Origin of the sequence: Micromonospora sp. NPDC047812, from assembly GCF_040704175.1 — a bacterium.
Lineage (GTDB): Bacteria > Actinomycetota > Actinomycetes > Mycobacteriales > Micromonosporaceae > Micromonospora.
Window position 1 is genome coordinate 484,992 of record NZ_JBEYRY010000004.1, and the last position, 25,872, is coordinate 510,863.

Below are 25,872 nucleotides of genomic sequence, written 5' to 3' on the forward strand. Positions count from 1 at the left end.
CCTACCTCACTCGGCATGCCGATGTCGTTGCGGCTGGTGGTCACGACGTCTCCAGCTCGCGGTCGATCAGGTCGAAGATGTTCTCGGCGGTGGCCGACTCCAGGTCGTCGTCGTCGCCGTCCGCGTCCGCCTGCCGCTCGGTCAGCCGGTCCAGCAGGCCGTGCAGCCGGTCGGTGATGCGGCGGAACTCGTCGTCGGTCGGGTCGAGCCCGACGAGCGCCGCCTCCAGCCGGTCGAGTTCCCGGCCCGCCGTCGACGGCTCGCCCGCCGGGGCCGCCGGGGCGAACTGCCCGGCCAGGTGGGCGGCGAGCGCCTCGGGCGTCGGGTTGTCGAAGACCAGCGTCGCCGGCAGCCGCAGCCCGGTGGCCGCGCCGAGCCGGTTGCGCAGCTCGACGGCGGTGAGCGAGTCGAAGCCGAGTTCCCGGAACGCGCGGGTCGGCTCGATGCCGCCCGGGTCGCCGTGGCCGAGGACGACCGCCACGTGCGACAGCACCAGGTCGCGCAGGGCGCGTACCCGCTTGTCGTCGGGCAGGGCGCGCAGCGTCTCGGCGTACGCCTGCCCGTCGGCGGCCTCGCCGGCCGCGGCCCGGCGGCCGGCGGCGCGGACCAGGTTGGTCAGCAGCGGGTGGACGGGCGCCCCGGGCGCCGCCACCCCCGTCATGATCTTGGCGGGCATCAGCGTCGCCCGCTCGGAGCGCCAGGCCGCGTCGAACAGGGCGAGGCCCTCGTCGTTGGACAGTGCGGCCATGCCACCCCGGTCGAGCCGGCGGATGTCGGCCGAGTCGAGGTGCCCCGTCATGCCGCTGGCCTGGGCCCAGCGGCCCCAGGCCAGCGCGACCGCCGGCAGGCCGAGGGCCCGCCGGTGCTCGGCGAGGGCGTCGAGGAACGCGTTGCCGGCGGCGTAGTTGCCCTGGCCGGGGCCGCCGAAGACGCCGGCGGCGGCGGAGAAGAGCACGAACGCGCTCAGCTCGTGGCCGAGGGTCGCCCGGTGCAGGTTCCAGGCCACGTCGACCTTGGGCCGCAGCACCGCGTCGAGACGGTCCGGGGTGAGCGACTCGACGGTGGCGTCGTCGAGGACCCCGGCGGCGTGCACGACGGCGCGCAGCGGGTGCCGTCGGTCCACCATGGACAACACGTCCGCCACGGCGTCCGGGTCGGCCAGGTCGGCGGCGACGATCGACACATCCGCGCCGAGCGCCTTGAGGTCGGCGAGCAGCTCGTCGGCGCCCTCGGCGTCCGGGCCGCGCCGGCTGACCAGGAGCAGCTGCCGGGCGTGGTGCGCGGTGACCAGGTGGCGGCAGAGCAGCGCGCCGAGGGTGCCGGTCGCCCCGGAGACCAGGACCGTGCCGTCGAGCCGGGGCATCTGCGGGACGCTCAGGGCGAGCTTGCCGACGTGCCGGGCCTGGCTGAGGAAGCGGAACGCCTCGGGGGCGCGCCGGACGTCCCAGGTACGCCGGGGCAGCGGCCGCAGCGCCCCGGCGGCGAAGAGCGCCATCAGCTCGCCCAGCATCGCGCCGATCTTCTCCGGGCCGGCCTCGATGAGGTCGAAGACCTGGTAGCTGACGCCGGGATGCGCGGCGGCGACCTGCTCCGGGTCACGCTTGTCGGTCTTGCCCATCTCGACGAACCGGCCGCCGTCGGCGAGCAGCCGCAGCGACGCGTCGACGTACTCGCCGCTGAGCGCGTTGAGCACCACGTCGACGCCCCGCCCGCCGGTGCGGTGGGTGAACTCCCCGGCGAAGTCGAGGCTGCGGGATGAGGCGAGGTGCGCGTCGTCGAAGCCGGTGGCGCGCAGCGCCGGCCACTTGCCGGGGCTGGCCGTGCCGTAGACCTCCGCGCCGAGGTGGCGGGCGATCTGCACGGCGGCCATGCCGACGCCGCCGGCCGCCGCGTGGACGAGCACGGACTCCCCGGCACGCAGCCGGGCCAGCTCGACCAGGCCGTACCAGGCGGTCAGGAAGACCACGGGCACGGCGGCGGCGTCGGTGTACGACCAGCCGTCGGGGATGTGGGTGAGCAGCCGGCGGTCGGTGACCGCGGCCGAGGAGAACGAGCCGGAGAAGATGCCCATCACCCGGTCGCCGGGGGCGAGGTCGGTGACCCCCGGTCCGACGCCGAGCACCACGCCGGCGCCCTCGTTGCCCAGCACCTCCTGGTCGGGGACCATGCCGAGGGCCAGCACGACGTCGCGGAAGTTCAGCCCGGAGGCGCGCATCCCGACCAGGACGTGGCCCGCCGGCAGTTCCCCGGTCGCTCCGGGGACGGGCAGCAGGGCCAGGTTCTCCAGCGTGCCCTTCTCGGTGACGTCGAGGCGCCACGGCACCTCGTCGGCGGGCAGCGGCAGCACCCCGGCGTCGCGCGCCCGGGCCAGCCGGGGCACCAGCGGCGCGCCGTCGCGGACCGCGAGCTGCGGCTCGCCGGAGGCGACGGCCGCCGGGACCGCCGCCAGGGAGGCGGCGGCGTCGTCGGTGTCGAGCAGCGTGAACCGGCCGGGGTGTTCGGACTGCGCGGAGCGCACCAGGCCCCACAGGCTCGCCCGGGCCAGGTCGCGGGGGGCCTCGCCCGGGGCGGCGCCGACCGCCCCCCGGGTGTGCAGGACCAGCCGGGCCCCCTCCAGCCGAGGCTCGCCCAACCACTGCTGCACCAGCGCGAGCGCGTCGCGGGCCGCGTCGTGCGCGGCCTCGCCGGCCCGCTCCGGGTCCGGCTCCGCGCCGAAGCGCAGGTCGAGCACCACGTCGGGTACGTCCCCGGCCTCGGCGACCAGTGCGGCCAGGTCGGCGTGGGCCCGCACCCGGTGCCCGGCCGCGGTGAGCGCTCCGGCGAGGTCGAGGGTGTCGTCGCCGAGCAGCGCCCAGCGGACCGGCTCCCCCGCCGGCGCGTCGGTGCGCGGCAGCGGCGTCCAGTCCAGGTGGAACACCGACGTGCGGCGCAGGGCGGCGGCCTCGTCGGCCCGGCCCGCGGCGACCGGACGGAAGGTCAGCGACTCGACGGTGGCGACCGGCTGGCCGGCGGTGTCGGCGAGCGTGACCGCGACCGTGTCCGGGCCGAGCGACCGCAGCCGCGCCCGCAGCCGGGTGGCGCCGTGGGCGTGCAAGGCGACCGCGCGGAAGGCGAACGGCATCCAGCCCGTCCCGGAGGCGTCCGCCGGGTCGCCGAGCAGGGCGGTGATCCCGCTGGCCTGGAGGGCCGCGTCGAACAGGGCCGGGTGCAGCCCGTACCGGGACGCGTCGGCGGTCGCCTCCTCGGGGAGGGCCACCTCGGCGTAGACCTCGTCGTCGCCGCGCCACACCCGGCGCAGGCCGCGGAAGGCCGGGCCGTAGCCGAGGCCGCCGTCGGTCATCTCGGCGTACCAGGCGTCCAGGTCGGCGTCGACCTCGACGGCGTCGGCCGGCGGCCACTGCCCCGGTACGACCGTCGGGGCGGGCAGGTGCGGCAGCAGCAGGCCCTCGGCGTGCCGGATCCACTCGGCGTCGGCGTCCTCCTCGGGGCGGGAGTGCACGGTGACGCTCCGCTCGCCGGTGTCGCCGGGCGGGCCCACCCGCACCTGCACCTGCACCGCGCCGGCCGGCGGGAGCACCAGCGGGTTGATCAGCGTCAGGTCGCCCACCTGTCCGGCGTCGACCTCGTCGCCGGCCCGGACCACCATGTCGACCACGCCGGTGCCGGGGACGATCACCGTCCCGCCGACGGCGTGGTCGGCCAGCCACGGGTGGGTACGCACCGACAGCCGCCCGGTCAGCACCACCGTCTGGTCGTCGGCGACGGGCACGGCCGCGCTGAGCAGCGGGTGGTCGGTGTCCTGGAGGCCGGCGGAGCCGACGTCGCGCACCCGGTGCGCGGGGGCCTCCAGCCAGAAGCGTCCCCGCTCGAACGCGTACGTGGGCAGCGCGACGGTGCCGGTCCGGGCGAGGACGGCCGTCAGGTCGACGGGCAGGCCGATGGCGTGGGCGGTGGCGAGGTTCGTCAGCAGCCGCGTCGCGTCGTCGTCGCCGCGTCGCAGGCTGCCCAAAGTGTGCCCGGTGGCGCCGGCGTCGTCGAGGATCGCCGTGACCGGCATCGTCAGCACCGGATGCGGGGAGATCTCCACGAACGTGGTGTGCCCGGCGGCGACCGCCACGCGGACGGCGGCGTCGAAGCGCACCGTCTGCCGCAGATTGTCGTACCAGTAGTCCGCCGTCATCGACGCCGGGTCGACCCAGTCCCCGGTCAACGTCGACACCAGCCGGGTGTGCCCCTGGCGGGGGGTGACGTCGGCCAGGTCGGCGCGGAGTTGTTCCGCGACCTCCTGCACCGCCGCCGAGTGCGACGCGTAGTCCACCGGGATCAACCGCGCCCGCACCCCGTCGGCCAGGCAGGACTCCACGAGGTCCGCGACCGGCTGCGGCGGACCCGACACCACCACGGTGGACGGGCCGTTGACGGCCGCGACACCCACGCCCGGGAACGCGCCCAGCCGCGCGGCCACGGCACCGGCGGACAAGTCGATCGACGCCATCGTGCCGGTGCCCCGCAGCACCGTCAAAGCGCGGGAGCGCAACGCCACGGCCTTCGCCGCGTCCTCCAAGCTGAGGATCCCGGCCACGCACGCCGCACCGATCTCGCCCTGCGAGTGACCGATCACCGCAGCCGGGGACACCCCCGCGTGCTGCCACACCGCCGCCAGGGCCATGCCCACGGCCCACAGCACCGGCTGCACGACCTCGACCCGCGCCAACCACGACTCGTCGTCGCCGGTGAGCACCGCGACCAGGTCCACGTCCAGGTACGGGGCGAGGGCCCGCTGGCACTCCGCCAGGCGCGCGTCGAACACCGGCGCACGACCCACCAGGCCCGCCGCCATCCGCGCCGACTGCGCACCCTGACCCGGGAACACGAACACCGCACCCGCACCGTGCGACAAGGCCGCGCCGGCGACCACGTTGCCGGCCGGCGACCCCGACGCCAGAGCGTCGAGCCCCGCCAGCAAATCCTCGACAGTCGACCCGACCACGGCGGCGCGCTGGTCGAACACCGACCGGGTCGTCGCCAAGGACCAGCCCACCGCCGCCGGATCGATCTCGCCGCGCCCACGCACGAACTCCGCCAGGCGGGCCGCCTGACCGGACAGGGCGCCCTTCGACCGCGCCGACACCGGCCACACCACGACGTCCGACGCCACCAGGCCCGGGCCGGGCTCGGCCGGAGCGGCGACCTCGAACGGCTCGTCGGCCTGCTCGATGATGACGTGGGCGTTCGTGCCGGACATGCCGAACGACGACACCGCCGCCCGACGGGGCCGGTCCACCGCCGGCCACGGCCGCGACTCCGTCGCCAACTCCACCGCGCCGGAGGTCCAGTCGATGTGCGGGGACGGCTCGTCCACGTGCAGCGTCGCCGGCACCATGCCGTGCCGCATCGCCAGCACCATCTTGATCACACCCGCCACCCCCGAGGCGGCCTGCGTGTGCCCGATGTTGGACTTGATCGAGCCGAGCAGCAGCGGCGCGTGCCCGTCGCGGCCCTGCCCGTAGGTGGCGAGCAGCGCCTGCGCCTCGATCGGGTCGCCGAGCGTCGTGCCCGTGCCGTGCGCCTCGACCACGTCCACGTCCGCCGTGGCCAGTCGGGCACCCGTGAGGGCGTGCCGGATCACCCGCTGCTGGGAGGGGCCGTTCGGGGCCGTCAGCCCGTTGGACGCGCCGTCCTGGTTGACCGCGCTGCCCCGCACGACCGCCAGTACCTCGTGGCCGTTGCGCCGGGCGTCCGACAGCCGCTCCACGAGCAGCACGCCGACGCCCTCGCCCCAGCCGGTGCCGTCGGCGGCCGCCGCGAACGCCTTGCACCGGCCGTCGGCGGCCAGGCCGCGCTGCCGGGAGAACTCGAAGAAGGTGCCGGGGGTGGCCATGACCGTGACGCCGCCGGCGAGGGCGAGGTCGCACTCGCCGCGCCGCAGCGACTGCACCGCCAGGTGCAACGCCACCAACGACGACGAACACGCCGTGTCCACCGACACCGCCGGCCCCTCCAACCCCAACGCGTACGCCACCCGACCCGACACCACACTGGCGGCGTTGCCCGTGGCCCCGAACCCTTCGGCCTGCTCCCCCGCAGCCATGAGCAGGGCCCCATAGTCCTGACCATTCGTGCCCACGAACACCCCTGTTCGCGAACCCCGAAGAACCCCAGGCTCAACCCCTGCCCGCTCGACCGCCTCCCACGAGACCTCCAGCAGCAACCGCTGCTGCGGGTCCATCGCCGCCGCCTCGCGGGGCGAGATACCGAAGAAACCCGGGTCGAACTCCGCCGCCCCGTGCAGGAAGCCGCCCTTGTCGGCGTAGGTGGTGCCGGGGTTGGCCGGGTCGGGATCGTAGAGCCGGTCGAGGTCCCAGCCCCGGTCGGTCGGGAAGTCGCCGATGGCGTCGACGCCGTCGGCGACGAGGCGCCACAGCCGCTCGGGGTCGTCGACGCCGCCGGGGTAGCGGCAGGCCATGGCGACGATGGCCACCGGCTCGTCGTCGTCGACGGCGGCCGGGGCGGCGACGTGGGCCGACCCGGCGTCGGCGTCGGCGCCGAAGAGGCCGGTGAACAGGAGCCGGGCCAGTACGACCGGGGTGGGGTGGTCGAAGACCAGGGTGGTGGGCAGCGCCTGCCCGGTGGCGGCGACGAGCCGGTTGCGCAGCTCCACCGCGGTCAGCGAGTCGAAGCCGAGGTCACGGAACGCGGTGGTCGCGGGAATGGCCGCGGCCCCGCCGTCGTGGCCGAGCACGTCGGCGGCGAGTTCCCGGACCAGGTCGGCGACGGCCTCCTCACGCCGCGCCGGGGCCAGGCCGGCGAGGCGCCGGCGCAGGGTCGCCGCGGGGCCCTCGTCGCCGTCGTCGACCGCGACGCCGCCGTCGAGGGCGGCCCGCGCCTCCGGTACGCCCTCCAGCAGCGGCCGACGACGGGCGGAGGCGTACGCGGGGGCGAACCGGGACCAGTCCACGTCGGCCACCGTCACGGTGACGTCATCGTGGTCGAGGGCCTGCTGCAACGCGCCCATGGCCACGGTCGGGTCCATGGCGGGCAGGCCCCGGCGGCGCAGGTCGCGCTCGGCGTCCGCCGCGTGCATGCCGCCGTCGGACCAGGGTCCCCAGGCGATGGCGGTGCCGGCCCGGCCCTCGGCCCGCCGCCGCTGCACCAGCGCGTCCAGGTAGGCGTTGCCGGCCGCGTACCCGGCCTGCCCGCCGCTGCCCCAGGTGGCGGCGATGGACGAGTAGACGACGAAGGCGTCCAGTTCCCGGTCGGCGAGCAGGTCGGCGAGGTGGGCGGCGCCGGCGGTCTTGCCGACGGTCACCTCGGCCAGCTCGGCGGGGGTGACCTCCGCCAGCGGGGTGGCCTGCGCGATGCCGGCGGTGTGCAGGACGGTACGCACCGGCGGGCCGTCGGCCTCGATCCGGTCGAGCAGCCCGGCGAGGGCGGACCGGTCGGCGATGTCGCAGGCGGCGACGGTGACCCGGGCCCCGAGGCCGGTCAGCTCGGCCTCCAGCTCGGCGGCGCCGGGGGCGTCGGGTCCACGCCGGCTGACCAGCACGACGTGTTCGGCTCCGGCGGCGGCGAGCCAGCGGGCGGCGCGGGCACCGAGTCCGCCGGTGCCGCCGGTGATCAGGGCGGTGCCGGTGGGCGTGAACCGGCGCGCCGGCGGGCGGTCGCCGAGGGCGGCGCGGACGAGGCGGCGGGCGAAGACGCCGGGGCCGCGTACCGCGAGCTGGTCCTCGCCGGTCGATCCGGTGAGGATCGCGGCGAGCCGGGTGGCGGCCCGGTCGTCGGGCTCCGGCGGCAGGTCGACCAGGCCGCCCCAGCGGTGCGGCGCCTCGACGCCGACCACCCGGCCGAGGCCCCAGATCGCGGCCTGCGCCGGATCGGTGAGCCGGTCGTACGAGGCGGCGGCGACCGCGCCCCGGGTGACCAGCCACAGCGGCGCGTCCAGGCCGGCGTCGCCGAGCGCCTGCACGAGCGCGAGGGTGGCGGCCAGGCCGGGCAGGACGGCGTCGTCGGCGGGCGGCTGCGCGGCGAGCAGGGAGACGACGCCGGCGGGGTCGGTGCCGGCGAGGGACGCCGCGAGGCCGGCCCGGTCGGCGTCCGGCTCGACGGTCAGCGGCAGCACGTCGGCACCGGCGCCGGTCAGCGCGGCCCGGACGGCCCGCGCCGCCGGGTCGTCGGCGCCGCCGGCGGGCAGGGCCAGCAGCCAGGTGCCGGCCAGCCGGGCGGGGGCGGGTTCGGCGGTGACCTGCCAGTCGGCCCGGTAGCGCCAGCCGTCGATGACCGAGTGTTCCTGCCGCTGCCGCCGCCAGTCGGCGAGGACGGGCAGCAGGGTACGCAGCGACTCGGCGGCGGCGGGGTCGGTGACGGAGAGGGTGTCGCGCAGCGCGTCGAGGTCGGCGCGTTCGACGGCCGCCCAGAACCGCCGGTCGAGCGCGCCGGCACCGCCGGCGGTGGTCTCGTCGGCGGGCGCCTCGGCCGGCACCCAGTAGTGCTGCCGCTCGAACGGGTAGGTGGGCAGGCCGACGAGCCGCCCGGGCCGGTCGGCGAGGAGGTCCGCCCAGCGCACCGGGGTGCCGGCGACGTGGAGCTGGGCGAGGGCGGCGAGCAGGGCGCGGCGGTCCGGGCGGTCCCGGCGCAGCACCGGCACCACCACGGCGGGGGCGGCGTCACCGGCCTCGGCCCCGGCGAGGGTCTGCTCGATGCTGGCGGTGAGGACGGCGTCGGGGCCGACCTCCACGAAGGTGCCGACGCCGTGGGCGCGCAGGGTGCGTACGCCGTCGGCGAAGCGGACCGCCTCCCGGACGTGGCGCACCCAGTAGCCGGGGTCGGTGAGCTGCGCCGGGTCGGCCAGCTCGCCGGTCAGGTTGGACACCACCGGCAGGGTGGGGGCGCGCAGGTCGAGGCCGGCGGCGACGGCGGCGAACTCGGCGAGCATCGGCTCCATCAGCGGGCTGTGGAAGGCGTGGCTGACCCGCAGCCGCCGCACCTTCACCCCCCGGCCGGTCCAGAGGTCGGCCAGCTCGTCGATGGCCGCGCCGTCGCCGGAGACGACGACGGCGGCGGGGCCGTTGACGGCGGCGACGGCGACGCGGTCGGTCAGCGCGGCGATCGACTCGGCGACGCGGGCCTCGTCGGCGGCGACGGCGAGCATCGCGCCGCCGGCGGGCAGCGCCTGCATGAGCCGGCCCCGGGCGGCGACGAGGGCGCAGGCGTCGTCGAGGCTGAGCACGCCGGCGACGTGGGCGGCGGTCAGCTCGCCGACGGAGTGCCCGGCGACCATGTCGGGGGCCAGTCCCCAGGAGCCGAGCAGCCGGTGCAGCGCCACCTCGACGGCGAACAGGGCGGCCTGGGTGAAGACGGTCTGGTCGAGCAGCGCGGCCTCGTCGGTGCCGGGCTCGGCGTGCAGCAGCGGCTTCAGCGGGCGGGGCAGCCGGTGGTCGAGGTGGGCGCAGACCTCGTCGAGGGCCTCGGCGAAGACCGGGTACGTCTCGTACAGTTCCCGGCCGGCGCCGGCGCGCTGGGCGCCCTGGCCGGAGAAGAGGAACGCGACCCCGCCGCGTTCGGCGGCGGCGCCGGTGACCAGGCCGGGGGCGGGCCGGTCCTCGGCGAGGGCGTGCAGGGCGGCGAGCAGCCCTTCGGAGTCGTCGGCGAGGACGACAGCCCGGTGTTCCAGGGGCGAGCGGGAGACCACCGAGGTCCAGGCGACGTCGGCCGGGCGCAGGTCCGCGTCGTCGGCGACGTAGGCCGACCAGCGCTCGGCCTGGCGGCGCAGCGCGGTGCGGGTGCGGCCGGTGAGCAGCACCGGCGCGGGCGCGGGCGCCTCCGGCCGGTCGGCCTCGGCGCGGGCCGGCTCGGGCTGTTCGAGGATGAGGTGGGTGTTGGTGCCGCTCATGCCGAAGGAGGACACGGCGGCGCGGCGCGGCCGGTCCACGGCCGGCCACGGCGTGGCCTCGGTGACCAGGGTGACCGCGCCGGCGGACCAGTCCACGTGCGGGGTGGGCTCGTCGACGTGCAGGGTGGCCGGCACGATCCCGTGCCGCATCGCCTCCACCATCTTGATCACCCCGGCGATGCCGGCGGCGGCCTGGGTGTGGCCGATGTTGGACTTGATGGAGCCGAGCAGCAGCGGCGCGGCGTCGCCGCGTTCCCGGCCGTACGTGGCGAGCAGGGCCTGGGCCTCGATCGGGTCGCCGAGGGTGGTGCCGGTGCCGTGCGCCTCGACGACGTCGACCAGGTCGGGGGTGAGCCTCGCGCCGGCCAGGGCCTGCCGGATGACCCGCTGCTGGGACGGGCCGTTGGGGGCGGTGAGCCCGTTGGACGCGCCGTCCTGGTTCACCGCGGAGCTGCGGATGATCCCGACCACGGGGTGGCCGTTGCGGCGGGCGTCGCTGAGCCGTTCCAGCAGCAGCATGCCGACGCCCTCGGACCAGCCGGTGCCGTCGGCGGACGCGGCGAACGACTTGCACCGGCCGTCGGCGGCGAGCCCACGCTGCCGGGAGAACTCGACGAACGGGCCGGGGGTGGCCAGCACGGTCGCCCCGCCGGCCAGGGCGAGGCCGCACTCGCGCTGGCGCAGCGCCTGGCAGGCGAGGTGGATGGCGACCGACGCCGACGAGCAGGCGGTGTCCACGGTGACCGTGGGGCCCTCCAGCCCGAACGTGTACGCCAGCCGGCCGGAGACCACGCTGGCGGCGGTGCCGGTCAGCACGTACCCCTCGACGCCGGGCGCCCGGTGCAGCACGGCTGCGTAGTCCTGGCCGGAGGTGCCGACGAAGACGCCGGAGCGGCTGCCGCGCAGCGACAGCGGGGCGATGCCGGCCCGCTCGAACAGCTCCCAGGTGACCTCCAGCAGCAGCCGCTGCTGCGGGTCCATGGCGACCGCCTCGCGCGGCGAGATGCCGAACAGCGCGGCGTCGAACTGCCCCGCGTCGTGCAGGAACCCACCGGAGGTGGTGTACGAGGTGCCGGCGTTGTCCGGGTCGGCGTGGTAGAGCCGCTCCAGGTCCCAGCCCCGGTCGGTGGGGAAGTCGCCGATGGCGTCCCCACCGGACGAGACGAACTCCCACAGCTGTTCGGGCGAGGTGATGCCGCCCGGGTAGCGGCAGCTCATCGCCACGATCGCCACCGGCTCGGACTCCTCGGCGGTGACCTCGCGCAGCCGTTGGCGGGTCTGCTGAAGTTCGGCGACGACCCGCGTCAGGTACTCGCGCAGCCGCTCTTCGTCCGCCATGACATCTCGCTTTCTCGTGACACCACAGGTCCCCGGGCGGCTCAGGAGAGCCCGAGGTCCTGGTCGATGAGGTCGAACAGCTCCTGGTTGCTGGCCACCCGCAGCCGGTCCGCCACCTCGGCGGTCTCCTCCCGGCGTTCCTCGACCGTGCCGAGCCGTTCGAGCAGGCTGTGCAGCCGCATCGTGATCCGCACCCGGCCGATGTCGTCCGGGTCGCGCAGCGCGAGGGCGCTCTCCAACTGGTCCAGCTCCGCCAGCGTCGGCAGCGCCTCCACCGACGCCTCGCTGAGCAGTTCGGCCCGCAGGTGCTCGGCCAACGCCTGCGGGGTCGGGTAGTCGAACACCACCGAGCTGGGCAGGCTCAGCCCGGTCGACCGGGCCAGCCGGCCCCGCAGCTCCACGGCCGTGAGCGAGTCGAAGCCGAGGTCCCGGAAGGGCCGGCCGGCCTCCACCGCGTACGGGCTGTCGTGGCCGATGACCTCGCCCGCGGCGGTGCGGATGAGGTCCACCAGCAGCCGCGCCTGTTCGGCCTGCGACAGCTCGCCGAGCCGTTTGCGCAGCTCGCCGGCGACCTGGTCGCCGTCCTCGGCGTCGGCCCGCGCGGCCGCGGCCTGGGCGGCCACCTCGGCGATCTCGCTGATCAGCGGCCGGGGCCGGGCGGAGGCGAACACCGGCGCGAAGCGGTCCCAGTCGATGTCGGCGACGGTGAGGGCGGTGTCGTCGCCGTCGAGGCCGGCGCGCAGGGCGGCCATGGCCGGTTCCCGGTCCAGCAGGGACACCCCGCGCCGGCTCATGGCCGCCGCGTGCGCGTCGGTCACCATGCCGCCGCCGGCCCACGGTCCCCAGTTCACCGAGAGGTGCCGGGGACCCCCGGCCGGCCGGGACTGCGCCCAGGCGTCCAGGAAGGCGTTGCCGGCGGCGTAGGCCCCGTGGTCGCCGACGCCCCAGACGGCGGCGATGGAGGAGAAGTGCACGACGAGGTCGAGCGGCTCCGGGTCGAGGAACTCGTCCAGGTGGCGGGCGCCGGCGATCTTGCCGGAGACGACGTCGGCGAGTTCCTCCCCGGTCACCGCGGCGACCGGGTTGAGCCGGCCCACCCCGGCGGCGTGCACCACCGCGTGCACGGTCTCGCCGTCGGCGCGCAGCCCGCGGACGAGCTCGGCGACCGCGTCCCGGTCGGCCAGGTCGCAGGCCAGGACCCGGGCCTGGGCGCCGAGGGCGGCCAGTTCCGCCACCGTCTCGTCGGCCCCGGGGGCAGCCGCGCCGCGCCGGCTGACCAGCAGCAGCCGCCGCGCGCCGTGCCGGGCGAACCAGCCGGCGGCGTACCGGCCGACGGCGCCGGTGCCGCCGGTGACCAGGACGGTGTCCGGCGCCTGCCAGTCGGCCGGCGCCTCGGCGCGGGGCGCGCGGGCCAGCCGGCGCAGGTACGTCCCGGAGTCGCGCACCGCGAGCTGGTCCTCGTGCCCGGCGGCGGTGAGCGCCGCCAGGACGTGCTCGGCGGCGGCGGTGTCCAGCGTGGCGGGCAGGTCCAGCAGGCCACCCCAGTGCCGGGGGTGTTCCAGCGCGGTCACCAGGCCGAGGCCCCACGTGGTGGCCTGGGCGGGGCGGGCGACGGGGTCGCCGTCTGCGGTGCTGACGGCCTGCCGGGTGAGCAGCCACAGCGGCACCGGGGGCAGGGCGTCCGTGACCGCCTGCACCAGGGCGAGGTTCGCGGTCAGGCCCAGGGGCACGGCGGGCCGGTCGGGCTGCGGTCGCTCGTCGAGGGCGAGCAGCGACACGATCCGGGTCGGCGCGGCGCCGGCCAGCTGCGCGGCGAGCGCCGTGCGGTCGGTCGTGGCCGGGTCGACGGCGAGCTGCCGCACGGTGCCGCCCCGGGCGGTGACGAGCTCGGCGAGCCGGTCGACGACCGGCTGGTCCGTGCCGCTGTGGACCAGGGTCCACGTGCCGTCGGCGGTGCCCGCGGCGAGTGCCTGCGGACGCCAGGTGATCCGGTACCGCCAGCCGCCGGCGAGGGCGTCCTCCTGCTGCTGGTGCCGCCACCGGGCCAGGTCCGGCAGCAGTTCCCGCAGCGGACGGTCCGCGTCGAGGCCGAGCCGGCCGGCGAGCGCGTCGCCGTCGCCCGACGCCACGGCCCGCCAGAACGCCGAGTCGACGTCGTCGTGGGTGGCGGCGGAGGTGTCCGCCGTCGCCGCCGCGAGGGTCGGCCAGAACCGCTGGTGGTCGAACGCGTACGTGGGCAGGTCCACGGGGCCGGCGCCGGGCAGCAGCCGCGACCAGCGTACGGCCACGCCCTGGCAGTGCAGTCGGGCCACCGCGCCGAGCAGGGTGGCCACCTCGTCCTGGCCAGGCCGCTGCACGCCGGTCACGGTGACCGGGGCGTCCGCCGGCAGCGCGTCGGCGGTCAGGGCGGTCAGCACGGTGTCCGGCCCGATCTCCAGAAACCGGGTCACCCCGTTGGCGTGCAGGTGGGTGACGGTGTCGGCGAAGCGGACCGCCTCGCGGACGTGCCGGACCCAGTAGTCGGGGGTGCAGAGCTGGTCGGCGTCGATCACCGCGCCGGTCAGGTTCGACACCAGCGGCACCGTCGGCGGGGCGTACTCCAGGGTCGCCGCCACGGCCGCGAACTCGGCGAGCATCGGCTCCATCAGCGGGCTGTGGAAGGCGTGGCTGACCCGCAGCCGCTTCGTGCGCACCCCGAGGCCGGCGAAGTGGGCCGCCAGCCCGGTCAGCGCGTCCTCCGCGCCGGCGACGACGACGGCGGCCGGCCCGTTCACGGCGGCGACGGCGACCCGGCCCTGCGTGTCGGTCAGCGCCCGCAGCACGTCGACCTCGGGTGCGGCGACGGCGAGCATCCCGCCGCCGGCGGGCAGTGCCTGCATCAGCCGGCCCCGGTTGCCGACGAGCGCGCAGGCGTCGGGCAGGGAGAGCACCCCGGCCACGTGGGCCGCGCTGATCTCCCCGACGGAGTGGCCGGCCACGAAGTCGGGCCGGATCCCCCAGTGTTCGAGCAGCCGGAACAGCGCCACCTCGACGGCGAAGAGCCCGGCCTGGGTGAAGACCGTCTGGTCGAGCAGGTCGGCCTCGGCGGTGCCGGGCTCGGCGAACAGCACCGTGCGCAGCGGTCGCGGCAGGTACGCGTCCAGGTGCTGGCACGCCTCGTCGACCGCGGCGGCGAAGAGCGGGAACGTCTCGTACAGGCGGCGGCCCATCCCGGCGTGCTGGGCGCCCTGGCCGGAGAAGAGCGCCGCCAGCGCGCCGCCGGGCTCGGCGACGCCCCGGGTGAGTCCGGGGTGGTCCTGCCCGGCGGCGAGCGCCCGCAGGCCGGCGAGGGCCGCGTCGGCGTCCGCGGCGAGCAGCACCGCGCGGTGCCGCAGCGGGGACCGCCCGGTGGCCAGCCCCCGGGCCACGTCGGCGGCGGGCGTCGCGGTGCGCGGCAGCCAGTCGGCCAGCCGTGCCGCCTGCGCCCGCAGGCTGTCGGCGGTGTCCGCCGAGACGACCCAGGGCAGCACCGGCGGCCCGTCGGCCGGCCGGGGCGTGCCGGTGTCGGCCGGTGCGACGGCGGGTGCCTGTTCGAGGATGACGTGCACGTTGGTGCCGCTGACTCCGAACGACGACACGCCGGCCCGGCGCGGCCGGTCCACCTCCGGCCACGGCTGCGCCTCGGTCAGCAGCGCGACCGCGCCCGCCGACCAGTCCACGTGCGGCGAGGGCTCGTCCACGTGCAGGGTGGGCGGCAGCAGGTCGTGCTGGAGCGCCATCACCATCTTGATCACGCCGGAGACGCCGGCGGCGGCCTGGGTGTGGCCGATGTTCGACTTGACCGAGCCGAGCCAGAGCGGCCGGTCGGCGGGCCGGTCCCGCCCGTACGTGGCCAGCAGCGCCTGCGCCTCGATGGGGTCGCCGAGCCGGGTGCCGGTGCCGTGCCCGTCGACGGCGTCCACGTCGGCGGCGGTCAGCCGCGCGTTGGCCAGCGCCTGGCTGATCACCCGTTCCTGGGCGGGGCCGTTGGGCGCGGTCAGTCCGTTGCTGGCGCCGTCCTGGTTCATCGCCGAGCCGCGCACGACGGCCAGGATCCGCCGGCCGTCGCGCTGGGCGTCGGAGAGCCGCTGCAACATCAGCAGGCCCACGCCCTCGCCCCAGCCGGTGCCGTCGGCGGCCCCGGCGAACGACTTGCACCGGCCGTCGAGGGCCAGCCCGCGCTGCCGGGCGAACTCCAGGAACGGGCCGGGGGTGGCCATCACCGTCACCCCGCCGGCGACCGCGACGTCGCACTCGCCCTGCCGCAGGGACTGGCAGGCCAGGTGCAGCGCCACCAGCGACGACGAGCAGGCGGTGTCGACGCTGACGGCGGGGCCCTGCAACCCGAAGTGGTACGCCAGCCGACCGCTGATGACGGCGGCGACGTTGCCGGTGGCCTGGTAGCCCTCGGTCTCGACCCGGGCGGCCATCAGCAGCGTCGCGTAGTCCTGGCCGTTGGTGCCGACGAAGACGCCGGTGTTGGTGTCCCGCATGTCGGCCGGCGCGGTGCCGGAGCGCTCGAACAGCTCCCAGGCGCTCTCCAGCAGCACCCGCTGCTGCGGGTCCATCACCATCGCCTCGCGCGGGGAGATGCCGAACAGGGCGGCGTCGAAGCCGGCGGCGTCGGTGAGGAAGCCGCCCTCCCGCACGTACGAGGTGCCGGGCCGGTCGGGATCGGGGTGGTAGATCGCCTCCAGGTCCCAGCCCCGGTCGGCCGGGAACTCCGCGATCCCGTCCCGCCCCTCGGCGACCAGCCGCCAGAGGTCCTCGGGACCGGCGACGCCACCGGGGTAGCGGCAGCTCATCGAGACGATCGCGATCGGCTCGTCCAGCGCGGTGGCGGCCCGCACGGGCGCGCTCGCCGGGGCGTCGTCGCCGGTGAGCCGGGTCGCCAGGTGCTCGGCGAGGGCCTCGGGCGTCGGGCGGTCGAAGACCAGGGTCGCCGGCAGGTTCAGCCCCACCGCCTCGGCGAGCCGGTTGCGCATCTCGACGGCGCTGAGCGAGTCGAAGCCGATCTCCCGGAACGACCGGTCCGCCGCCAACGCCTGCGGCGAGGACAGGCGCAGCACCGCCGCCGCGTGGACCCGTACGAGGTCGAGCAGGACGCGGCGCCGTTCCGGTGCGGCGAGTCCGGCCAGCCGGCCGCGCAGGGGCGAGGCCGCGTCGGGCGCGTCGTCGTCGGGCTGCCCGGCGGCGAGCAGCCGGGCCACCTCCGGGACGTCGGCGATCAGCGGCCGGGGGCGGGCCAGCGTGTAGGTCTGGAGGAACCGGTCCCAGGCGATGTCCGCCACGGTGAGCGTGGTGTCGCCGTGGTCGAGCGCCTCGGCCACGACGGAGACCGCGAGGTCGGGACGCATGGCCCGCACGCCCGAGCGGAACATCTGGTCGGCAGCGCCCTCGGCGTCGACCATGCCGCCGCCGTCCCAGGCGCCCCAGGCGATGGCGGTGGCGGCCCGGCCACGTCGTCGCCGGTCCTCCGCGAGCGCGTCGAGGAAGGCGTTGGCGGCGGCGTAGCCGCCCTGGTGCCCGCCGCCCCAGACGCCGGCCCCGGAGGAGAAGAGCACGAACGCCGACAGGTCGTCGCCGCACACCTCGTCGAGGTTGACCGCGCCGGCCACCTTGGCCCGCAGGGCGTCGGCGAGGTCGGCCACGCCGGTGGCCGCGACCGGCGCGGCGTGGGCGACCCCGGCGGTGTGGAACACGGCCCCGATGCGGGTGCCCTGCCCGGCGAGCCGCTCGACGAGGGCCCGCAGGGCGTCGGGGTCGGCGACGTCGCAGGCGGCCACGGTGACCGTGGCGCCGGCGGCGCGCAGTTCGTCCGCCAGCTCGTCCGCGCCGGGCGTGGCGGGGCCCTGGCGGCCGGTCAGCACCAGCTCGCCGACGCCTTCGCGGGCCAGCCAGCGCGCCACCTGGGCCCCGATCGACCCGAGGCCGCCGGTGACCAGGACGGCGCCGCTCGCGGGACGCCAGTCGCCGGTCGCCGTCCGGTCGGTGTGGGCCCGGACCAGTCGCCGGGCGAACACCCCGGAGGGGCGCAGCGCCAGCTGGTCCTCGGCGCCGACGCCGGCCAGCACCGCCACGAGCCGGGCCCGGTCCCGTGGGTCCGGCTCGGTGGGCAGGTCCACGAGGCCACCCCAGCGGTCCGGGTGCTCCAGGGCGACCACCCGGCCGAGCCCCCAGAGCATCGCCTGGCGGGGCCGGTCGAGCGGGTCGGCCCGGCCGGTGGAGACCGCGCCGGCGGTGGCGCACCACAGCGGGGCGGTGACACCGGCGTCGCCGAGGGCCTGGACCAGGGCGTACGTGCCGGCGAGGCCCGCCGGCACCACCGGGTGGACCGGGTGCGCGGCGTCGTCCAGGCCGAGCAGGGAGAGCACGCCGGCGACGGCTCCGGGGGCGACGCCGGTACGGGCCAGCCGGTCGGCCAGCGCCTGCCGGTCCGTCTCCGTCACGTCGATCCGGACGACCTCGGCCCCGCCCTCGCCCAGCGCCCGGGCGGCGCCGTCGACCAGGGGGTGCTCGGCGCCGGCCGCCGGCACCACCAGCAGCCAGGCGCCGGAGAGGGTGGCCTCCGGCGCGACGGTCACCGGCTTCCAGGTCACCCGGTACCGCCAAGAGTCCACGGTGGACTCGTCCCGGCGGCGGCGGCGCCACGAGGAGAGCAGCGGCAGCGCGGGGTCGAGGGACCGGGCCGCCGTCTCGTCGATCCGCATCGCGGCGGCCAACGCCTGCGGGTCGGCGCGCTCCACGGCCTCCCAGAAGTGCCGGTCCGTCTCGTCGGAACCGGCGAGGGCGGGGCCGGTCGCCACCGGCGCCTGCGGCCAGTAGCGCTGGCGCTGGAAGGCGTACGTCGGCAGCTGCACCGGCGGGCCGGGGCGGGCGCCCAGGATCGCCGTCCAGTCCACGGGCACACCGTGCACGTGCAGTCCGGCGAGGACGGTCAGCATCCGGAGCCAACCGCCGGCGTCGGTGTCGTCGGCGGCCACCACGACGGCGTCGGCGCGCGCGATCTCCCGCATCCCGGCGGCGAGCACGGGCCCGGGGGTGGCCTCGACGAAGACCTGGTGGCCCTCGTCGAGCAGGGCGCGTACGACCGGGTCGACGTCGACGCCGTCGGCCAGTCCCCGGTACCAGAGGGCGACGTCGAGGCCGTCGGTGTCGACCCGTCCGCCGGTCGCCGCCGAGTACAGCGGCAGCTCGGCCGCCCGGAGCGTGATCCCGGCCAGCGCGTCCGGGTCGGCCTCGACGCGGCTGCCGAGGGCGATCGTCCTCGCCGCGTCCGCCAGCGACAGCGCGCCGGCCACGCAGGCGGCCGCGACCTCGCCGTGGGCGTGTCCGACCACGGCGGCGGGCCGGACGCCGAGCGAACGCCACCAGCGGGCCAGCGAGACCGCCAGGGCCCACCGGACGGGGTGCGTCACCCGGGGGTCCGTCGAGGGCGGGGCGCCGTGCGCGCCGCGCAGCACGGCGGTGAGCGACCAGTCCACGTGGGGTGTGAGGGCCGCCTCGCACTCGGCGATCGCGGCGGCGAACTCCGGCGACCGGTCCAGCAGCTCGACGGCCGTGGCGGGCCACGGGTTGCCGTGGCCGGGGAAGACGAGGACGGGGTCGCCGGCGCGCAGCGCGGTGCCGGTGACCGTGTCGGGGGTGGCCTCGCCGAGGTGGAACGACTCCAGTGCCCGCGTCAGGCCGACGGTGTCGCGGCCGAGGACCACGGCGCGGTGTCCGAACGCGGCCCGGGTGGTGACCAGGGCGTGCGCGACGTCGGCCGGTTCCAGCTCCGGGTGCGCCGCCAGGTGCGCGCCCAGCCGGGCCGCCTGGTCGCGCAGCGCCGGGGCGTCCACGGCGGAGAGCACCAGGGGTACGACGCCGGCGCGCGGACGGTCGGCGGCGCGTCCGTCGACCGCCTCGGCGGGCGGCTGCTCGATGATCACGTGGGCGTTGGTGCCGGAGATGCCGAACGACGACACCGCCGCCCGGCGCGGGCGGTCCACCTGCGGCCACGGCGTCGCCTGGGTCGCGAGAGCCACCGCCCCGGCCGACCAGTCCACGTGCGGGGACGCCTCGTCCACGTGCAGCGTCGGCGGCACCAGGCCGTGCCGCATCGCCAGGACCATCTTGATCACACCGGCGACACCGGCGGCGGCCTGGGTGTGCCCGATGTTCGACTTCACCGACCCGAGCAGCAGCGGACGGTCCTGCGGACGCTCCTGCCCGTACGTCGCCAGCAACGCCTGCGCCTCGATCGGGTCGCCAAGGGTGGTGCCCGTGCCGTGGGCCTCGACCGCGTCCACGTCGGCCGGGGTCAGGCGGGCGTTCGCCAGGGCCTGCCGGATCACCCGCTGCTGCGACGGGCCGTTCGGGGCGGTCAGCCCGTTCGACGCGCCGTCCTGGTTCACGGCCGTGCCGCGCAGGACAGCGTGGATGCGCCGGCCCTCGCGCTGGGCGTCCGACAGCCGCTGCACGAGCAGCACACCGACGCCCTCGGACCAGCCCGTCCCGTCGGCCGACGCGGCAAACGACTTGCAGCGGCCGTCCTGCGACAGACCACGCTGCCGCGAGAACTCGATGAACGTCCCCGGCGTCGCCATCACCGTCACACCACCGGCCAACGCCAGATCACACTCACCACTACGCAACGCCTGCGCCGCAAGATGCAGCGCCACCAGCGACGACGAGCACGCCGTGTCGACCGTGACCGCCGGGCCCTCCAGCCCGAACGTGTACGCCACCCGGCCGGACAGCACGCTGCCCGAGTTGCCGGTGCCGACGTAGCCCTCGACCTCGTCGGCCAGCTCCATCAACTGCGAGGCGTAGTCGTGGTACATGACGCCGGCGAAGACGCCCGTCCGGCTGCCCCGCAGCCGCTGCGGGTCGAGACCGGCCGACTCGAAGCTCTCCCACGACGCCTCCAGCAGCAGCCGCTGCTGCGGGTCCATGGCGAGGGCCTCACGGGGCGAGATGCCGAAGAAGCCCGGGTCGAACTCGGCGGCCCCGTACAGGAATCCGCCGTGCCGGGTGTACGAGGTGCCGGGGTGGTCGGGGTCGGGGTCGAACAGGCTCTCCAGGTCCCAGCCGCGGTCGGTGGGGAACTCCCCGATGCCCTCGCCGCCGGCGGCCAGCAGCGCCCACAGCTGATCGGGCGTCTCGACGCCTCCCGGGTAGCGGCAGGCCATCCCGACGATGGCGAGCGGCTCGTCGGCCCGGGTCGTGGTCCGCGCGCCCGGCGCGGCGGGGCCGCTGGCGGCGCCGGCCAGTTCGGCGTGCACGTGTGCGGCGAGCGCCTGGGGCGTCGGGTAGTCGAAGACCAGCGTCGAGGGCAGCCGCAGGCCGGTGGCCGCGTTGACGCGGTTGCGCAGGTCCACGGCGGTCAGCGAGTCGAAGCCCAGCTCGCGGAACGCCCGGTCGGCCGGCACGGCCTCGGCGCCGCCGTGCCCGAGCACCTGCGCGACGAGGCCGCGTACCAGCACGTCGATCTGGGCGCGCGCCTCGTCGGCGGTCAGGCCGCTGATGCGGGACGCCCAGGTGGTGCCCTGTCCCGCCTGGCGGCGGGTCGTGGTCGCGCCGACCAGGTTGCGGAGCATCGGCGGCACCAGGCCGGCGCCTGCGGCGGCCCGGAGGGCGGCCACGTCGATCACGGCCGGCACCAGGGCGGGGCGGTCGGCGGTCAGCGCCGCGTCGAACAGCCGCAGTCCGGTCTCGGCGCTCATCGCGGTGACGCCGCCCCGGGTCGATCGCGCCCGGTCCGCCTCGTCGAGGGACGCGGCCATGCCGGGGGTGTCCCACATGCCCCACGCCAGGCTGACCGCCGGCAACCCGAGCTGCCGCCGCCACACCGCCAACCCGTCCAGGAACGCGTTACCCGCCGCGTACGCCGACTGACCCGGCGAACCCAACACCCCCGCCACCGACGAGAACACCACGAACAGATCCAGGTCCAGCGACGCCGTCGCCTCGTGCAGGAACCACCCGGCCGACACCTTCGGCGCCAGCACCGCACCGAGCCGCTCGGCGGTCAGCCCCTCGACCACCCCGTCGTCCAGAACGCCGGCGGTGTGCACCACACCCGCCAACCGGCCCCCGGCTGCGATCTCGGCAACCAACGCACCGACCTGGTCCCGGTCCGTCACGTCACAGGCGACCACCCGCACCGACGCACCCGCCGCCGACAGCCGCTCGGACAGCTCAGCCGCACCCGCGGCCTCCGCACCACGCCGCGACACCAGCACCAGCGACCGCACCCCGTGCACCGACACCAGATGCTGCGCCACCAACGCGCCCAACGCACCCGTACCACCGGTCACCAGCACCGCACCGTCACCCACCACGGCACCGTCCGCCGACGCCGGGGCAACCGCACGCACCAGACGCGGCACGAACACCCCACCCGAGCGCACCGCCACCTGACCACCGAACGCCACCGGCTCATCCGCCACCGCAGCCAGCACACCCAGCAGCCCGGCATCCACGTCACCATCGACGTCCGCCAGCACGATGCGACCCGGGTGCTCCGACTGCGCCGAACGCAGCAGACCCCACACCGCCGCACCCGCCAGATCCGAAACCCGGTCGCCGGCACCGACCGACACCGCGCCCCGCGTCACCACCACCAGCCGCGAATCCGCCAACGCGTCCGCCGCCAGCCAGGACCGGACGGTCGCCAGCACGTGCGACGTCGCCGCGCGTACCGCCTCGGGGTCGTTGTCGTGGCCGGCGTCCGCCGCGCCCGCGTGGTCGGGCCGCTGCGCGCCGCCCGCCGGCACCAGCAGCAGGCGCGGCGTCACGTCCGACGCCGCGGTCACCGCCTCGACGTCGGCGTACGCCGGCAGGTCGGCGGTGGCCGGCGAGCCGACCAGCGCCCACCCGGAGGCCTCGCCGGCCGGGGTGACCTCCTGGGACTGCCAGGCGACCTCGAACAGCGAGCGGGCCGACGCGTCCGGGGACGACGACACCCCGGTCAGCTCCCGCAGGGCGAGGGAGTCCACCGACACCACGGCCGCGCCCGACTCGTCGCACGCGACCAACCGCACCGCCGAACCGTTGCGGGTCAGTCGCACCCGCAGCACCCGCGCGCCCGCGGCATGCACCTGCACACCCTCGAACGCGAACGGCACCCGCGGCCCGCCCGACTCCTCCGCACCCGACAACAACCCGATCGGGTGCAGGGCCGCGTCCAGCAACGCCGGGTGCACCCCGAACCCCGCCGCGTCGCCCGCCACCTCGTCCGGCAGCGCCACCTCGGCGAACACCTCGTCGCCGCCGCCGGTCCACACCCGACGCAGCCCCCGGAACACCGGCCCGTACGCCAGGCCGCGCTCCGCCAGCGCCGGGTACCAGCCGGCCAGGTCCACCTCGGACGCGCCGACCGGCGGCCACTCCCCCACGCCCGGCTCGTCGGCCGACGCGGGCTCCAGCACGCCCTCCGCGTGCCGGACCCACTCCGGGTCGACGGCCTCCTCCGGCTGGGAGTGCACGGTCACCGACCGGGTGCCGGACTCGTCGGCCGCGCCGACGCGCACCTGCACCCGCACCGCGCCGCCCTCCGGCAGCACCAGCGGCGCGGCCACGGTCAACTCCCGCACCCGCGACGCGCCCACCTCGTCGCCCGCCCGCACCGCCAGCTCCACCAGGGCGGTGCCGGGCACGATCGCCACGCCGGAGACCGAGTGGTCGGCGAGCCACGCGTGCGTCGACGTGGACAGGCGGCCGGTCAGCACCACCATGTCCTCGCCGGCCACGGAGACGGCCGCGCCGAGCAGCGGGTGCCCGGCCGCCCCGAGGCCCGCCCCGGAGACGTCCGTCCACCGGCCCGCCGGCTCCAGCCAGAAGCGCTGGTGCTGGAACGCGTACGTCGGCAGGTCCAGGTGCCGGCCGCCCGCCCGGTCGAGCAGGTCCGCCCAGCCGACGGTCAGGCCGTGCACGTGCAGCGACGCGAGGGCCTCCAGGAGGGCCTGCGGCTCGGGCCGGTCGTGGCGCGATGCCGGCACCAGCAGGGGCTCGGTCTCGTCCTCCGCGCGCTCGGCGAGGCAGTTCTGCGCCATGGCGGTCAGGACGCCGTTCGGTCCCACCTCCAGGTAGGTGTCGACCTCCTCGGCGCGCAGGCAGTCGACGGCGTCGGCGAAGCGCACCGTGCCGCGTACGTGCCGCACCCAGTAGCCCGGGTCGCAGAGCTGGTCGGCGTCGGCGATGCGGCCGGTCAGGTTCGACACCACCGGGATCGTCGGCGGCCGGTACGTCAGCCCTTCGGCGACGGCCGCGAACTCGGTGAGCATCGGGTCCATCCGCGCGCTGTGGAAGGCGTGGCTGACCCGCAGCCGGCGGGTCTGCACGCCCCGCTCGGACCACACCCGCTGCACCTCGTCGAGGGCCTCGACGTCGCCCGCCACCACCACGGCGGCGGGACCGTTCACGGCGGCCACGTCGAGCCGGCCGGTCAGCCCCGCCAGGGAGGCGGCCACCGCGGCCTCGTCGGCCGCCACGGCGAGCATGCCGCCGCCCGCCGGCAGGGCCTGCATGAGCCGGCCGCGCGCCGCGACCAGCGCGCACGCGTCGGCCAGGGACAGCACCCCCGCCACGTGCGCCGCCGCGATCTCGCCGATGGAGTGCCCGGCCACCAGGTCCGGCACGACCCCGAGCGACTCGACGAGCCGGAACAGCGCCACCTCGACGGCGAAGAGCCCCGCCTGGGTGAAGACCGTCTGGTCCAGCAGCTCCGCCTCGGCAGTGCCCGCCGCGGCGAACAGCACCTCCCGCAGCGGCCGCGGCAGCAGCGGGTCGAGGTGCGCGCACACCTCGTCCAGGGTGGCGGCGAAGACCGGGAAGACCGCGTACAGCTCCCGGCCCATGCCGGCGCGCTGCGCGCCCTGACCGGAGAAGAGGAAGGCCAACCGGCCGCGCGGGGCGGACGCCCCGGTGGTCACCGTGCCGTTCGGCTCGCCGGCGGCGAGGGCCCGCAGCGCGGCGAGCAGGTCGCCCGCCTCGCCGGCCAGGACCACCGCGCGGTGCTCGAGCCCCGCGCGGTTGACCGAGGAGAGCGCGACGTCCACCGGGCGGAGGGCGTCGACGCGGGCGAGGTGGTCGGCCCAGCGGCCGGCCTGCCCGGCGAGCGCCTCGGGCGTACGGGCGGAGAGGAACACCGGGGCGAGCGGGAGCGTCACCGGCGCGTCGGCGACGGGCGCGGCCCCGTCCGTGGAGGGGGCGTCGTCGACGGGCGCCTCCTCCAGGATGACGTGCGCGTTCGTACCGCTGATGCCGAACGACGACACGGCGGCCCGGCGCGGCCGGTCGGTGGCCGACCACGGGCGGGCCTCGGTCAGCAGCGAGACCTGCCCGGCCGACCAGTCGATGTGCGGGGACGGCTCGTCGACGTGCAGGGTGGCGGGCATGGTGCGGTGCCGGATCGCCTCGATCATCTTGATCAGACCGGCGGCGCCCGCGGCGGCCTGGGTGTGCCCCAGGTTCGACTTGACCGAGCCCAGCCAGAGCGGCCCGCCGTCGCCCCGGTCCTGCCCGTACGTGGCCAGCAGCGCCTGCGCCTCGATCGGGTCGCCCAGCGTGGTGCCGGTGCCGTGGGCCTCGACCACGTCGACGTCGGCCGGCGAGAGCCGGGCGTTCGCGAGGGCCTGCCGGATCACCCGCTCCTGCGACGGGCCGTTGGGCGCGGTGAGCCCGCTGCTGGCGCCGTCCTGGTTGACGGCGCTGCCCCGGACCACGGCGAGGATGCGCCGGCCGTCGCGGCGGGCGTCGGAGAGCCGCTGCAACAGCAGCACGCCGACGCCCTCGGACCAGCCGGTGCCGTCGGCGGCGGCGGCGAACGACTTGCACCGGCCGTCCGAGGCGAGGCCCCGCTGGCGGGAGAAGTCGGCGAAGGTGCCGGGGGTCGACATGACCGTGACGCCGCCGGCGAGCGCGAAGTCGCAGTCGCGCTGGCGCAGCGCCTGCGTCGCGAGGTGCACGGCGACCAGCGACGACGAGCACGCCGTGTCCACCGTGACGGCCGGCCCCTCCAGCCCGAAGGTGTACGCCACCCGCCCCGACACGACGCTGCCGGAGTTGCCGGTGCCGATGTAGCCCTCGACGCCCTCGGGCAGATCCAGCACCCGCGACGCGTAGTCGTGGTACATCACCCCGGCGAAGACGCCGGTCCGGCTGCCGCGCAGCCGCTGCGGGTCGATGCCGGCGTGCTCGAACGCCTCCCAGGAGGTCTCCAGCAGCAGCCGCTGGTGCGGGTCCATCGCCAGGGCCTCGCGGGGGCTGATGCCGAAGAAGCCCGGGTCGAACTGCGGCGCGTCGTAGAGGAAGCCACCCTGGTTGCTGGTCGACGTGCCCGGGTTGTCGGGGTCGACGTGGAAGAGCCGCTCCAGGTCCCAGCCCCGGTCGGTCGGGAAGTCGCCCACCCCGTCGCCGCCCCGGTCGACGAGGTCCCACAGCTCCGCCGGGCTGGACACGCCGCCCGGGAACCGGCAGGCCATCCCGATGACGGCCATCGGCTCGCGGTCCTTGGCCTCCACCTCGCGCACCCGCCGGCGCGCGTCGCGCAGGTCGGCAGTCGCACGCCGGAGGTAGTCGAGGAACTCTGCCTCAGTGGGCATCGGGCCACTCCGTATCGGGGTTCGAGGTGTGCGACATGC

At 76.7% G+C, this 25,872-nt stretch carries 2 protein-coding genes; both read right to left on the reverse strand.

Annotated features, from left to right (window positions below; all coding sequences use genetic code 11):
- Nucleotides 1-40 precede the first annotated feature (40 nt).
- The gene (locus AB0883_RS19870) at nucleotides 41-11,227 is read right to left on the reverse strand and encodes a type I polyketide synthase (protein ID WP_366642638.1); all 11,187 of its coding nucleotides are present in this window, start codon (nucleotides 11,225-11,227) and stop codon (nucleotides 41-43) included.
- Between the two features lie 41 nt (nucleotides 11,228-11,268).
- Complete coding sequence (locus AB0883_RS19875; RefSeq protein ID WP_366642639.1) at nucleotides 11,269-25,833, reverse strand: type I polyketide synthase; 14,565 nt, start codon at nucleotides 25,831-25,833, stop codon at nucleotides 11,269-11,271.
- Between the last annotated feature and the right edge of the window lie 39 nt (nucleotides 25,834-25,872).

Bases quoted from the DNA above. Each gene is read 5' to 3' on its own strand.
- AB0883_RS19870 (WP_366642638.1), bottom strand. From the start codon at position 11,227: ATGGCGGACGAAGAGCGGCTGCGCGAGTACCTGACGCGGGTCGTCGCC.
- AB0883_RS19875 (WP_366642639.1), bottom strand. From the start codon at position 25,833: ATGCCCACTGAGGCAGAGTTCCTCGACTACCTCCGGCGTGCGACTGCC.